At 42.6% G+C, this 13,849-nt stretch carries 12 protein-coding genes; 3 read left to right on the top strand and 9 right to left on the bottom strand.

Annotation, left to right across the window (positions count from 1 at the left end):
* Nucleotides 1–55 precede the first annotated feature (55 nt).
* Genes AC3WTB_RS17445 through AC3WTB_RS17455 form a run of 3 tightly spaced genes read right to left on the bottom strand, consistent with a single transcriptional unit; the run spans nucleotide 56 to nucleotide 1,716 of the window.
* The gene (locus AC3WTB_RS17445; RefSeq protein ID WP_039177150.1) at nucleotides 56–874 is read right to left on the bottom strand and encodes a YihY/virulence factor BrkB family protein; all 819 of its coding nucleotides are present in this window, start codon (nucleotides 872–874) and stop codon (nucleotides 56–58) included.
* Nucleotides 875–901: 27 nt separating this feature from the next.
* A complete protein-coding gene (locus tag AC3WTB_RS17450) occupies nucleotides 902–1,225 on the bottom strand; it encodes a YtxH domain-containing protein (RefSeq protein WP_039177147.1) in 324 nt (107 codons plus the stop codon).
* A gap of 20 nt (nucleotides 1,226–1,245) precedes the next feature.
* Nucleotides 1,246–1,716, bottom strand: a complete 471-nt coding sequence (locus AC3WTB_RS17455) for a low molecular weight protein-tyrosine-phosphatase (protein WP_064497725.1) — start codon at nucleotides 1,714–1,716, stop codon at nucleotides 1,246–1,248.
* A 173-nt stretch (nucleotides 1,717–1,889) separates the two neighbouring features.
* Here AC3WTB_RS17455 and AC3WTB_RS17460 point away from each other — a divergent pair, with 173 nt between their 5' ends.
* Complete coding sequence (locus AC3WTB_RS17460; RefSeq protein WP_492334023.1) at nucleotides 1,890–3,245, top strand: alanine/glycine:cation symporter family protein; 1,356 nt, start codon at nucleotides 1,890–1,892, stop codon at nucleotides 3,243–3,245.
* Between the two features lie 74 nt (nucleotides 3,246–3,319).
* Nucleotides 3,320–3,535 (top strand): DUF1128 domain-containing protein, encoded by a 216-nt coding sequence (locus AC3WTB_RS17465; RefSeq protein ID WP_003214000.1) that lies wholly within the window; start codon nucleotides 3,320–3,322, stop codon nucleotides 3,533–3,535.
* A 108-nt stretch (nucleotides 3,536–3,643) separates the two neighbouring features.
* Here AC3WTB_RS17465 and AC3WTB_RS17470 read toward each other — a convergent pair whose 3' ends face one another.
* The gene (locus AC3WTB_RS17470; protein WP_034283692.1) at nucleotides 3,644–4,162 is read right to left on the bottom strand and encodes a type 1 glutamine amidotransferase domain-containing protein; all 519 of its coding nucleotides are present in this window, start codon (nucleotides 4,160–4,162) and stop codon (nucleotides 3,644–3,646) included.
* A gap of 254 nt (nucleotides 4,163–4,416) precedes the next feature.
* On the opposite strand from AC3WTB_RS17470, the gene AC3WTB_RS17475 reads away from it, so the two are divergent.
* Entirely contained in the window at nucleotides 4,417–8,709 is a 4,293-nt protein-coding gene (locus tag AC3WTB_RS17475; RefSeq protein WP_492334024.1) for a multifunctional 2',3'-cyclic-nucleotide 2'-phosphodiesterase/3'-nucleotidase/5'-nucleotidase, read from the top strand.
* Nucleotides 8,710–8,748: 39 nt separating this feature from the next.
* Here the strand turns inward: AC3WTB_RS17475 and AC3WTB_RS17480 are convergent, their stop codons facing one another.
* From AC3WTB_RS17480 to AC3WTB_RS17500, 5 genes are all read right to left on the bottom strand, one after another.
* Entirely contained in the window at nucleotides 8,749–9,183 is a 435-nt protein-coding gene (locus tag AC3WTB_RS17480) for a hypothetical protein (protein ID WP_041087241.1), read from the bottom strand.
* A 72-nt stretch (nucleotides 9,184–9,255) separates the two neighbouring features.
* Complete coding sequence (gene treR / locus AC3WTB_RS17485) at nucleotides 9,256–9,984, bottom strand: trehalose operon repressor (protein WP_144491763.1); 729 nt, start codon at nucleotides 9,982–9,984, stop codon at nucleotides 9,256–9,258.
* A gap of 19 nt (nucleotides 9,985–10,003) precedes the next feature.
* Nucleotides 10,004–11,704 carry an alpha,alpha-phosphotrehalase gene (gene treC / locus AC3WTB_RS17490; protein WP_492334025.1) on the bottom strand — a complete coding sequence of 567 codons (1,701 nt, stop codon included), beginning with the start codon at nucleotides 11,702–11,704 and terminating at the stop codon, nucleotides 10,004–10,006.
* A 15-nt stretch (nucleotides 11,705–11,719) separates the two neighbouring features.
* Nucleotides 11,720–13,156, bottom strand: coding sequence for a PTS system trehalose-specific EIIBC component (treP, locus tag AC3WTB_RS17495; RefSeq protein ID WP_041087235.1), 1,437 nt, complete (start codon nucleotides 13,154–13,156; stop codon nucleotides 11,720–11,722).
* 167 nt (nucleotides 13,157–13,323) lie between these two features.
* On the bottom strand, nucleotides 13,324–13,710 hold the full coding sequence (locus AC3WTB_RS17500; protein WP_492334026.1) for a DnaJ family domain-containing protein: 387 nt from the start codon (nucleotides 13,708–13,710) through the stop codon (nucleotides 13,324–13,326).
* Nucleotides 13,711–13,849: the final 139 nt, after the last annotated feature.

Here is a 13,849-nt window from a genome sequence, read left to right on the forward strand (position 1 = left end):
CCCCCATCCATCAAGATTGAACATGTTCGTTCTTCTTTAGGATGCCCAGATTTCTTCACACCTTGCCTGGTACGATTTTACGCTTATGTAAAAGCGCATTGAGCTCGCCGCCAAGGATAATCATGATGCCGGTTAAATAGAACCAGATCATTAAAATAATGATTCCCCCAATACTTCCGTACATCGCGCTGTAATTAGCAAACTCGCCTACGTAAAATGAGAACAGCATGCTGACCAAAATCCATCCAATCGATGCAAAAATGGCGCCTGGCAGAACAAATTTCAATTTCAGTCTGATGTTTGGGGCGAAATAGTACAAGGCTGTAAACACAATCAATAAAATCAGCGGGCTAATGATCCACCTCATGGCCGTCCAAATGGTGAGAAAGGCATCTGACTGCCCAACTAATTTAGCGACAAATAAGCCAAGTTCTTTTCCAAAAACAGGTAGCATTAAGGCAAAAATAATCGTAAGAACCATCGCTATGGTTAAGATGATTGATGTTAAACGTACGAGAATGAAGGAACGATTTTCCTCAACTTCGTAAGCATGGTTAAATGCTCTGACGACGGCATTAATCCCGTTAGATGCAGACCAAAGGGCGGCAATAATCCCGAATGACAACAATCCGCCGTTGCGGCTGTTCAGTGTCTCTTCGGCGATGGATTCAATCATCGAAAGCGCTCCTTCTGGCGCATAACCAGAGATGACGCTCAGGACATCCTTCGACGTCAGCGGCAAATATCCAACGAGTGTCAGCACGAAGATGAGAAACGGAAATAATGAAAGCAAAAAGAAGTAAGCAAGCTCAGCAGATTTTGCTGGTCCTTCATGCAGCAAAAAGCGTTCAATTAACGCTTTAATAAAACCCATACGCCTCATCTCCAATGATCAATCTTTCTATTTCGATCGAAAGTGATCCTTTGTTTCTTCAATAATCTCTAATACTTTTGGGGTTGTTTCCTTTAACTGATTGACTTGTTCATTTAAAAATGACAAATCATCTGAGACTGTTCGCATCAGCTGCTTCGTTTCTTCCATTTTTTCTTTCACGCAAGCAGAAATTCTGGCTGGCTCCTGACGGTATTCCGCCAGCTTTTCCTGACAGTCATCCCATTTGTCTTTAAGCGCAATTCTCGTTGGCCGATGAAATAATGTCAGCAGTGCGCCGCAAGCTGCTCCTATCACAGCTCCTCGAAGCATGATTTGATTTTTCTCTTCCATCTCGTCTGATCTCCTTTCAGTTAAAGGTGTTTCTCTTTCTTTACATACGTCAAAAAACGATCAATTCCTGTTTCAATTAAATCATGTACTTCCTCAAAGTTTCCAGTGTAATAAGGGTCTGGCACATCATCTCGATCATCGTCTTCAACAAAGTCAAGAAGACGGCCAATAAAGTGATGTTTCCCATAACCGGCTATACTGCGAAGTGCCCCTACATTTTCAGCATCCATCGCAATGATATAGTCGTATGCTGTGATGTCCTCACGTATGATTTGTCTTGCGGACATCCCTTCATAGCTGATCCCTTTTTCATCAAGCAGCTTTCGTGTTCCTTCATGCGGAGGACTGCCTTGATGCCAGCCGCCAATGCCTGCTGAATCAATGACAAAGTGCTCGCTTAGTCCTTCATCTTCTACTCGTTTTCTAAACATGGCCTCTGCCATCGGTGACCTACAAATATTGCCAAGACATACGAATAATACATGAATCATCCTTCATTCTCCTCCTATCTTTTCCCTAGAAACTGCTTTCGAAAACCTTTTCTCTATCATATCAAGCCCTTTTTCTTTTGAAAACTTTGCAAGAAAAACTCCCATCGGCATTGACACATTATACAAAAAAAGGGGACACTTTAGGAGAATTGCACAAATAAAGGGGGATACATATGGGATGGGTAGAACAGATTGTCAGCAATATCAATGATGTATTATGGGGACCGCCGCTTTTGTTTTTGATCGTGGGGACTGGGATTTACCTTACCTTTCGCGTACTCTTTATTCAAATTAGGCTGCTCCCCTATTCGCTGAAGCTTGCATTTTCAAAGCAAGACAAGACATCAGAAGGTGATATTTCTCACTTCCAAGCATTAATGACAGCTCTTGCTGCAACGGTTGGAACGGGAAATATTGTAGGGGTCGCCTCTGCTGTCATTGCCGGCGGACCAGGCGCTGTGTTTTGGATGTGGTTTGCAGCGTTCTTTGGAATGGCGACAAAATATGCTGAAGCTGTTCTCGCAGTGAAATACCGTGTCAAAAATGAAAAAGGTGAAATGTCCGGCGGGCCGATGTACTATTTGGAGCATGGCTTGAAGCAAAAATGGCTAGGGGTGCTGTTTGCTATTTTTGGTGCTGCGGCTGCCTTTGGAATTGGGAATCTCGTGCAGTCAAATTCGATTTCTGGTGTCATGAATTCAACCTTTCAGATTCCAACATGGATCACAGGCATTATTATTACGGCCTTTACTGCGCTCGTGATTTTAGGCGGGATTAAAAGCATTGGCCGGGTGACGGCTATTTTTGTACCGGTCATGGCTTTATTCTACGTCATTTGCGGGCTGATCATTCTTGTCATGAATGCGGATCTTGTCCCAAGTGCAGTCGGGCTCATTTTTACGGATGCATTTACAGGTCAAGCCGTTGCAGGCGGTGCGATCGGTACCGTAATCCGCTGGGGTGTGGCGAGAGGGGTATTTTCCAATGAAGCAGGTCTTGGTTCTGCACCAATCGCTGCAGCTGCTGCCAAAACAGATATGCCTGCTCGTCAAGCGCTTGTGTCAATGACGCAAGTATTTATTGATACGATGATTGTTTGTTCCATTACAGGGATCACAATTGTCATGGCCGATATGTACGTCACAGAAAAAAGTGATGCACTCACCTCGTTATCCTTTGCTCATTTCCTTGGACCAATCGGCTCAATCATTGTTGCAATCGGCTTACTTTTATTCGCTTATTCCACCATTATTGGCTGGTCCTATTACGGTGAAAAATGCTTTACATATTTGGCAAAAGATTCGTATGTGATGTATTATCGTGTTGTGTTTGTTATTGCTGTCTTTTTCGGTGCCGTGTTTAAGAATGATTTCGTCTGGGGCGTGGCGGATATGCTAAACGGACTGATGGCTGTTCCGAACTTAATCGGCCTTATCGGTTTATCAGGAGTTGTCGTGTTTGAATCTAAACGAATCATTGATAAGATCAAGCAGGAGAAAAAGGAGAAAAACATCTCCTTGTCGTCTTAATAGCCCTTTTATTCTTTTGCATTTCTGTTAAAATAGACATGTTATTCACATATGCAGGAAAGGACGTGCCGCCCTTGTCAGAGCAAAAAGCGGCTGAAGTCAATCAGCTGATTGAAGACATTTCGCAAAAGTTAAATATGCTGAACATTGGAGTCATCAAAGCCGAAGACTTCAGTCCAGACAAGTACGAAGATATTGAATTTCTACACCAAATGGTGATGAAAAAATCTTCATTCAGCCCAAGTGAAATGCAAGCCATCGCAAGCGAGCTAAAAAACTTAAGAAAATAAACGTGCAAAGGAAACCAGATTGCGGTTTACGCCGCTTTCTTCCATCCATGCACAGAAAAAGCCAGCACCCCGCAAGGTGCTGGCTTTATTTATCCTGTAAAAAACTGCTTATTTTGCGAGCAGTTTTAATGATTCACGGTTAAATGCTGGAATGTCATCAGGTGTACGGCTTGTCACAAGCTGATCCTGACAAACAACAACTTCTTCATCTTTGAATTTGGCGCCTGCGTTTTCCATATCTACTTGAATGGATGTATAGCCAGTCGCGCCTCTGCCTTCCAGCGTCTTCGCTGTAATGAGCAATTGCGGTCCGTGACAGATCGCAAATACTGGTTTTTTCTCGTCCATAAATGCTCTTGTGAATTGGACATAGCGATCGTCTGCACGCAGAATGTCTGGTGAGAAACCGCCAGGAATCAGCAGAGCATCGAAGTCTTCAGGCTTCACGTTATCAATGGACGCATCCACTCTCACTTCTGCTTCTCCTTGCTTCCCTTTCACTGTTTTTCCTTTTTCGTTTTCAATTACTGTGACCTCATGGCCTGCATCTTTAAAGGCTTTTGCAGGCTCGGTGAATTCAACATCCTCAAAGTAATCTGTTAATACAACTGCAATTTTCTTACCCATGTAGAAACCCTCCTGCTTGATTATCGTTTACACTACACACTATACCCGGGTACATTGAAATCAAACATCCTATCCCGATCAGAAAACCCCTTATGATAAAAATAAGCATTTAGACTTATTTATATTTCCTCAACAAGGTAATTCGTATGATTTATGTTATCTTTACAATAATCTGCAAAAAATAACTACAAAAGTTAACGAAACATTTCTACAATAGGTATTGTGGTCAAAAAAATTAGAAAGGCGGAGATCAGGTGAAGAAGCAAACACATAGGTCTAAACGAAGGAAAAACCTGTCTATTCTGCTCACTTCCATTATGATGATTAGTCTCATTCTCCCAGCAGTACCTACTCATGCAGCAATAGAAAACGGCGATGCCGTAAAAGTCAGCATCTTAGCCACAACGGATGTTCATGCGAACATGATGAATTATGATTATTACAGCGACAAAGAAACAAATGAATTTGGTTTGGCAAAAACAGCCGAGCTAATTGAAAAGCACCGTTCACAAAATCCAAATACACTCCTTGTTGATAACGGAGACCTGATTCAAGGAACCCCTCTTGGAGAATACGTTTACAAAAATGAGAAAGACGGCATCATCAATCAAACAAAGGTTCACCCCATTATTCATACACTCAACAAACTAAAGTACGATGCAGGAACACTTGGCAATCATGAATTTAACTACGGATTATCATTTCTTGACGGTACTATTGCCGGGGCTAACTTCCCAATTGTCAATGCGAACGTCAAAAAGTTAAATGGAGAACACCGTTTTACGCCTTATGTGATTCAAGAAAAAACATTTAAAGACGCAAACGGAGCCTCACAAACTGTGAAAGTCGGTTACATAGGATTCGTTCCACCACAAATTATGACGTGGGATAAGAAGCATTTAGATGGACAAGTTCAAGTGCAGGATATCGTCGAATCTGCCAATGAAACCATTCCTGAAATGAAGGAAAAAGGGGCAGATATCATCGTCGCTCTTGCCCATACAGGAATTGAAAAAACCGCTTCGCCTAAAGGATCAGAAAATATGATCTTTGACCTTGCCACGAAAACGAAAGGCATTGATGCGATCGTGTCTGGCCACCAGCACGGCACATTCCCAAGCGCTGAATATAGCGGCGTTGACAAATTCGATGTCTCAAAAGGAACCATCAACGGCATTCCAGTCGTCATGTCTAAAAACTGGGGAAGCTACCTCGGCGTCATTGATTTAACATTAGAGCCTGACGGCAGCAACTGGAAAGTCACAGATGGAACAGGAAAGATTGAATCTGTTGCAGGAGTCACCTCTCAAAACAGCACTGTAAAAGATGCTATTCAAACGACGCATCAAAACACACTTGATTATGTAAGAAAGCCTGTCGGTAAAACAGAAGCAGACATTAACAGCTTTTTTGCTCAAGTGATGGATGACCCTTCTATTCAAATTGTGACGGATGCACAAAAATGGTATGCACAAGAAAAAATGAAGGATACGTCATACAAAAACTTACCGATTTTATCTGCAGGCGCCCCGTTTAAAGCCGGCGGCCGAAACGGTGTAAATTATTATACAAATATCGCAAAAGGTGATTTAGCGATTAAAAACATCGGCGATCTCTACCTTTACGATAACACCGTGCAAATTGTCAAACTGAAAGGCAGTGAAGTGAAAGACTGGCTCGAGATGTCTGCCGGACAGTTTAATCAGATCAAACCAAACGATTCAAATGAACAACCTATTTTAAACGAAGAATACCGCTCGTATAACTTTGATGTGATCGATGGTGTCACCTATCAAGTTGATGTGACGCAGCCTGCTAAGTACAGCACAACAGGCACTCTTGTCAATGCGAATGCAAACCGCATCAAAAACCTGTCCTACAACGGAAAACCAGTCTCTGACAATCAAGAATTTTTAGTCGTGACAAACAACTATCGAGCTTCTGGCGGCGGTGGCTTCCCGCATCTGACGCAAGATAAAGTGGTGCTTGCCTCAGCCGATGAGAACCGCCAAGTGCTGATGGATTATATTATCGAACAAAAAACCATCAACCCAAGTGCGGACCAAAACTGGTCCATTGCACCAATCAAAGGCGCAACAGTCACATTCGAATCTTCTCTTTTAGCTAAGCCGTTTGCTGAAAAATCTAGCAGCGTAGACTTTGTTCGTAACGCCAGCACAGATGGTCTTGGTGTGTACAAGCTAGCCTTTAAAGAGGATGGCACAACAGAACCGCCTGCATCAGACAACTGGAATTTAACGGTGATGCATACAAACGATACACACGCCCACCTTGATGATGCGGCAAGACGTGCCACAAAGATTAAAGAAGTTCGGGCCGAAAGCAAGAACAACATTTTATTAGATGCTGGAGATGTCTTCTCTGGTGACCTATATTTCACAAAATGGCAAGGACTTGCCGATCTCAAACTGATGAACTTAATGAAATATGATGCCATGACGTTTGGTAATCATGAATTTGACAAAGGTCCTTCTGTTCTTCGTCAATTCCTGACAGGTGATGCATCAGATGTAGATGCGAAAAACCGTCATCAATTTGAAAAGCCTGCATTCCCGATTGTGTCATCAAACGTTGATGTCTCTAAGGAAAAACAATTGAGCGGCTTAGTGAAAAAGCCAGCCACATTTAAAGCTGGTGAGAAAAAAGAAGCTGGGATTTACCCATACATCCTGCTTGATGTAAACGGTGAAAAGGTGGCGGTATTCGGTTTAACCACTGAAGACACGGCCATTACATCCAGCAGCGGCCCTAACATTCAATTCAAAGATGCATACAAGAAAGCAAAGGAAACAGTCAACACCATTCAAACAGAAGAAAAAATCAATAAAATCATTGCTTTAACACACATTGGCTATAACCGTGACCTTGAGCTGGCTCAAAAAGTAGACGGTATTGATTTAATCATTGGCGGTCACACGCACACCCTTGTAGAAAAATTAAAGGTCGTCAATAAGAAAGAACCAACGATTGTCGCGCAGGTGAAAGACTACGGACAATTCTTAGGGAAAGTAGATGTGGCCTTTAATCAAAAAGGCGTCGTACAGCCAAAGAAATCTTCTTTTGACCTCATCACCATCGATGACTCTGTCAAAGAAGATGCCGATGCAAAAGCGATCCTCGATCAGTACAAGGCAGATATTCAAGATTTAAAAACGGAAAAAGTCGGGTCTACTGATGTCCTCTTAGACGGACAACGAGAGCACGTCCGGGCGAAGGAAACGAACCTTGGGAACTTTATTGCTGACGGCATGCTGAAGAAAGCGCAGGAATCTGCTGGTGCTGATCTTGCCATCACAAACGGCGGCGGTATTCGAGGCAGCATTGAAAAAGGAGATATCACTTTAGGTGATATTTTAACGGTCATGCCATTCGGAAACACACTCTATGTTGCGGATTTAAAAGGCAGCCAAATAAAGAAAGCGCTCGAACAAGGGCTTTCAGGCATTGAGGAAGGCGGCGGCGCATTCCCTCATGTAGCCGGCATTGAATATACGTTTACACTGAGTAAACCAGCTGGCAGCAGACTCATTGATGTCAAACTGAAAGACAAAAACGGCAAACTAACAGACATTGATGATAAGAAAACATACCGCGTGGCAACAAACGCATTTGTCGGGACAGGCGGCGATGGCTACAGCGTCTTTACAGAAGCCTCTCACGGCGAAGACTTAGGCTATGTTGACTATGAAATCTTCAAAGAGCAAATTGAACAGGCAGACGGCGGGCATATTTCTCCTGTCATCAATCATCGAGTGAAAGAAGTGTTCCTTCCACGTGCGAAAGGAAAAGGCGCTTATGACATTCAAGATGATGAGAAATTCCAAACGTATGTGCAGCATACAAACAAAGCATTGCTCTATTTAGACAAAGCGAGCGAAGCGAAAAACGTTCAATTGTCACTATCAAAAGCACAGGTAACCGAGCTGAAGAAAAGAGAGCAAGATCCGAACGTCACTATTTATCATGACAAAGTGGGACTCGCATTACCGCTCTCTAACTTGTCCGAGAAAAACGCAGAAATATCGATGACAAAGACGGATAAGGTGAAAAATGCATTAACGAATACGTATGATTTCCAAATCAAACAAGATCAGAAAAAGGTTTCTACCTTTAAAGATCCTGTTACACTATCCTTTACATTAGATGAGCCTCAAAAGGCAAAGAAACCTGGTGTATATTATGTAGACCGCAAGAAAAATCGTTATGCCAAAACAAGTAATGGATCATTCGAAAATGGGGTCGTTTCAGGTCAAACTGAGCACTTCAGCGAATACACCGTACTCAACCAAAGCGGGGCAGCTGGAACAACGCCAGATCAAACTGGTGGAGACGGCGGAAGTTCAGCGCCAGGCGGAGGTACAGGTACAGATCCAAACCAAGATGGAACCGGACTCCCAGGCGGCACACTGCCGAATACAGCAACAATGATGTATACAGCTGTATTGATTGGCGTACTCATGCTTGCCTCAGGCGGTATCCTCTATTACTACCAGCGTAAGCGTACAAGAAAAAATGTATCATCCTAAAAGAAAAGGACAGAGCCTATGCTCTGTCCTTTTCCCATCTCAATCCTGTGATAAATAAATCCAATTGCGTTTATCAAATTGTTTCACATCATCTGATCCTATATGACGCAGCATTCTATTGAAGAACGTGATGTCATCTTCATCATCGATGGCATATAAATCCTCTTGAACATAATCTCTCGTAATAAAATTCGTTAAATTCGTATTATTTACAAATTCAGCAAAATACGATTGGACAAGAGTTAAATCCTCTTCACTTAACTTTTCATCATTAATAATTGAAATATGAAACACATTCAAAATCGCTTGTATATCTTCTTCATCCATATAACATAATGGATCTAGTTTTCTATCTTCTTCCGTAAACGGTTTTCGAGTATCTTCAATGATGACGTAACATAATATTCGATGATCTTTCATCACGCTAAAAATTTCTAAATCCCGTAATTTTAGTGGTCGATTCAGTCTAATCATTTTTCCTCCTGTATATCAAAATTTTGTCGTTGTGTATATCCCCGTTTCTCCAAAACCTGAAAAGGACAGAGCCTATGCTCTGTCCTTTTTTTCTCTTCTAGCAAAATCGACGAACCTGAAGCGGTCTAACCTGTGACGGCTTTCTGTGTATTGAAATAGACTCGTATCCTCTAAGAACACATAATTCTTTACCACGACGACATGGTCAAATCCCTTTAAATCAAGGTACTTGGCGTCCTCTTCTGTACATGGCTCTACCACAAATTCCTTTTGAGCATAGCTGATTGATACACCGAGTTCTCCTTCAATATACTCGTAGATTGATCCTTCGCATATGTCTTTAGACAATACTTCAACATGCTTTTGCAAAAAGTAGTCCTTGTCTAAAATCACTTCTTCCCCGCTAATATTGCGAGAGCGAATGACTTTCCAGACGTCCGTCTGTCCATCAATTTTCAGCTGAGACTGAATATACTGATCCGGTTTGATTAAACCAAATTCATGAACCGTTGTAACTGTCTTTCGGCCAAGCGTTTTGGAAAGCTCTTTAAAGCTGACAAGACCTGATACAGGGAACTGCATTTTCTCCCGATTCAGCAATACAGAGCCTTTCCCGCGGATTTTTTGGATATAGCCATTTTGCACAAGAATATTTAATGCCTTTCTCACCGTCTCCCGGGACGTGTCGTACATGATCGAAAGCTCATGCTCTGATGGGAGGATACCTTTATCCTGCCATTCACCTTGTTCAATTCGTCTTGCGAGCTGATCATAAATCACTCGAAACTTATTCTCTTTCATTTTCCCTCCGCCCCATTTTCTAGCGTTTGGTTAAATGATAAACGATTGACTCATATGGGCGCAACGTAAATCCCTTGATATGTGCCGGCACATCCTCATAATTGGATAACAGCACTTGACTCTCCATCTCATCAGCAGCCTGCACAAGCTCATCAGGAAGCGTAAAGTCCGTCTCCCCTGCATAAAAGTGGTTGATCACGAGGAGCTTCTCATCCTTGCTTTCTCTAACATAAGCAAAAATCTTTGGATCTTCTGCTAGGAGTAAGGAGAAGCTGCCATATGTGATCACGTCAAGTTCTTTACGCAGTCTGCAAAGGGCTTGGTAATGATAGAAAATGGACGTCCGATCTTTTAATGAAGCCTCGACCGAAATGTCGTTATTGGCTGGCTCAATCCAAGGCGTTCCTGTTGAGAAACCTGCATTCTTCTCTGAGGTCCACTGCATTGGTGTTCGCGCATTATCTCTTGACTTGACCTGTAAAATGGCGAGTGCTTCTTCCTTTGATTTCCCCTTTTCAAGCATGACTTCGTACATATTGAGTGATTCGATATCACGGTAAGACGAAATGTCCTCAAAGCGAGGATTCTTCATGCCTATTTCCTCACCTTGATAAATATAAGGAGTCCCTTGCATGAGATGCATTGTGGTTGCCAGCATCTTCGCTGATTGCTGATGATACGTGTCATCATCACCATACCTTGAGACGATACGCGGCTGATCATGATTGCACCAGAACAGCGCATTCCAGCCGCCGCCCTCATGCATTTTCGTCTGCCATTCAGAAAGAATCGACTTCAATTCTTGAAAATCAAATGGTGCGATCGCCCACTTTTCACCGTTTGGATAATCCACCTTTAAATGATGGAAGTTAAACGTCATATCCAGCTCCTGCCGATCAGGTCTTGTATACCGAATACAGTCTGCGATATTCGTTGAAGACATTTCTCCCACTGTCATGCTATCGTATTTCGAAAAAACCTCCTGGTTCATTTCATGCAGAAATTCATGAATTCTTGGCCCGTCTGTATAGTACATGCGGCCGTCGCCTTGCACAGATTGTCCGGCATCATCTAAGAAACGCTGATCCTTTGAGATGTTGTTGATGACATCCAGCCTGAACCCATCAATTCCTTTTTCAAACCAAAAGTGCATGATGTCATATACTTTCCTGCGCACTTCATCCTTCTCCCAATTGAGATCCGCCTGAGTGACATCATATAAATGAAGATAATAATCTCCTGTTACTTCGTCTAACTCCCAGGCTGGACCGCCAAATTTCGACTGCCAATCATTCGGCGGAGATCCATCCGCTTTTGGCTCCTTCCAAATATAATAATCTCGATAAGGGTTATCCTTTGACTCACGCGAGGCTTGAAACCACTCATGGAAAATGGATGTATGGTTAACGGCTAGATCCATGATGACTCGTATTCCTCTCTCATGCGCTTCCTTCAGCATGCGTTCAAAATCTGTCATTGTGCCGTACATGTCATGGATTTTTGTATAATCACTAATATCATAGCCGTTGTCATGCTGCGGGGACTCATACATTGGCGTGAGCCAAATACAATCCGCCCCAAGCTCTTTGATATAATCAAGCTTTTTCGTCACGCCATTGATATCACCTGTCCCAGAGCCTGTTGTATCTAAAAAGCTTTTCGGATAAATTTGATAGACCACCGCTTTTTTCCACCACGGTTCATTTGTTTGCTGATTCAATTTCCTTCACCACCACTAGTTAAGTTCGTCTGAAAAATCCTTCTTCTTTTTTAGTTTTGCATATAAAAGAGTACCGATGAATGGGAGGATGAGTACAATCACCATTCCGATTGCAAATGCACCCCAATATTTCGGGATAATGGAGAAGATTCCTGGAATGCCTCCAACACCAACTGAGCTTGCCAGCACCCCTTGAGAGGCGATAAACATACCGGCTAATCCTGAGCTGATCAGAGCAAAAATAAATGGGAATCGATAACGCAGGTTGACCCCAAACATGGCCGGTTCAGTAATTCCTAAATAAGCAGATATACTGGATGTCAGCGAAAGTCCTTTTTGCTTTTCATCTTTTAAGACAAACATCATCGCAAGGGCAGCTGATCCTTGTGCGATATTGGACAGTGCAAGCATTGGCCAGAGGAACGTGCCGTGCAGCTTTGAGTTAATCAATTGAATATCAACAGCGAGGAACGTATGGTGCATTCCTGTAATGACTAATGCTGCATACAGTCCGCCGTATAATAGACCGCCAAGTGCTGCGAATTGCTGGAATACCGCTACAAGTCCAGATGTTAAAACGTTACCGATTGCAAATGTAACAGGTCCAATGACGATAAATGATAAAAATCCAATGACTAATAACGTAATCGGTGCAACCACTAACAGCTGAATACTTTCAGGTGTCCGTTTTGTGATAAATAATTCGAGCTTTGCAAGTAAATAGGAGGCAACGAGTATCGGAAGAACCTGTCCTTGATAGCCTACCTTCTGCACTTCAAGTCCAAACAAGTTCCAAACAGGAATGTCACCGGTCTTCTCTGCCGCTCCATAGCCCCATGCGTTTAACAAGTCTGGATGTACGAGCATCAGACCGAGGACCATCCCTAAAAGTGGATTCCCCCCAAACCGCTTCACAGCTGACCAGCCAATTAATGCTGGCAGGAACGTGAAGGCAGTGCCAGCAATTAAGTTGATCATATTCGCTAAATCAGCCCATGCCGGGTACACATCCACAATCGATTTTTGATCGAAGAAAATATCAGGAGCTGTTAAAATATTATTAATCCCCATTAATAAACCGGCTGTGACGATAGCAGGAAGAATCGGTATAAAGATATCAGCAAGCGTTTTCACAGCACGCTGCAATGGATTCAATTTTTGATCAGAGGCACGCTTGACGTCCTCTTTTGTGGCTTCCCCAATTCCCGTCCTTTTGACCATTTCGGCATATACTCGATTGACGACCCCTTGGCCGATAACAACTTGGTATTGACCGTTCGCTGAGAAAGATCCCTTCACTTCATCAATTTGTTCAAGTGCTTTCTCATCCACCTTGCCTTCATCTTTCAGCACAAAGCGCAGCCTTGTTACACAATGTGTCGCTTGATCGATATTTTCTTTGCCGCCGATGGCTTTCACAATCTGATCTGCTGCTGCCTGATAATCAGCCATACTATCCCCTCCGAGATCGTTTTTTTATATAAGAAAAAAGAACCAAAAAACTTGTATATACATGTTTACTTCATATTTTATATTTGTATATACATGTAGTCAACAATAAAATGTAGCGCTTACATAAAAAAGCTCCCTCAATGTGCTCAGGGAGAGGCAGCGTGTCATCATCTTTTTTTATGCTCCGTTAATTTCTCGTAGATCTTATTTTTGTAAAAGGAGGAGGCTGGGCGGGCAAAAGTTTGACGCTTAGATGTAAGTTCATCCAGACGTTTTTGTTTTTCTTCACATATGAGAGACAGTTTCTTTCTTTCCTCTCCATCTATACTCGATTGAAGTAATTCTTTGACAGTCATAAGTTCTTTTTTCAGCGCTGTTTCTTCCCCAGCAAATCCGGCATTTTTCATAATGCGGTAGCCCATTCTAAGTTCTTCTGGTACATGAGCAGCGTCATCTTTTGGCAGAGGCTTCCCAAAGCCAGATAATCCTTCAAAAGCCCCATTATCCATCGCTTTTTTGATCCGTTCTTCTGATAATCTCTGCGCAAAATCCATAGCGTTTCTCCTTTCACCGCAAGTATGTGATTAAGCATAGCAAAAAAGCTGCCTCTCTCACAAGAGCCAACTTCAGCGTCTAGACAAACCGCATTCGGTGCTCATCCCTACTTCACTGAAAAGAGAAAAAGGGCTAAAA

The organism is Bacillus sp. EB106-04-04-XG123 (genome assembly GCF_058791855.1).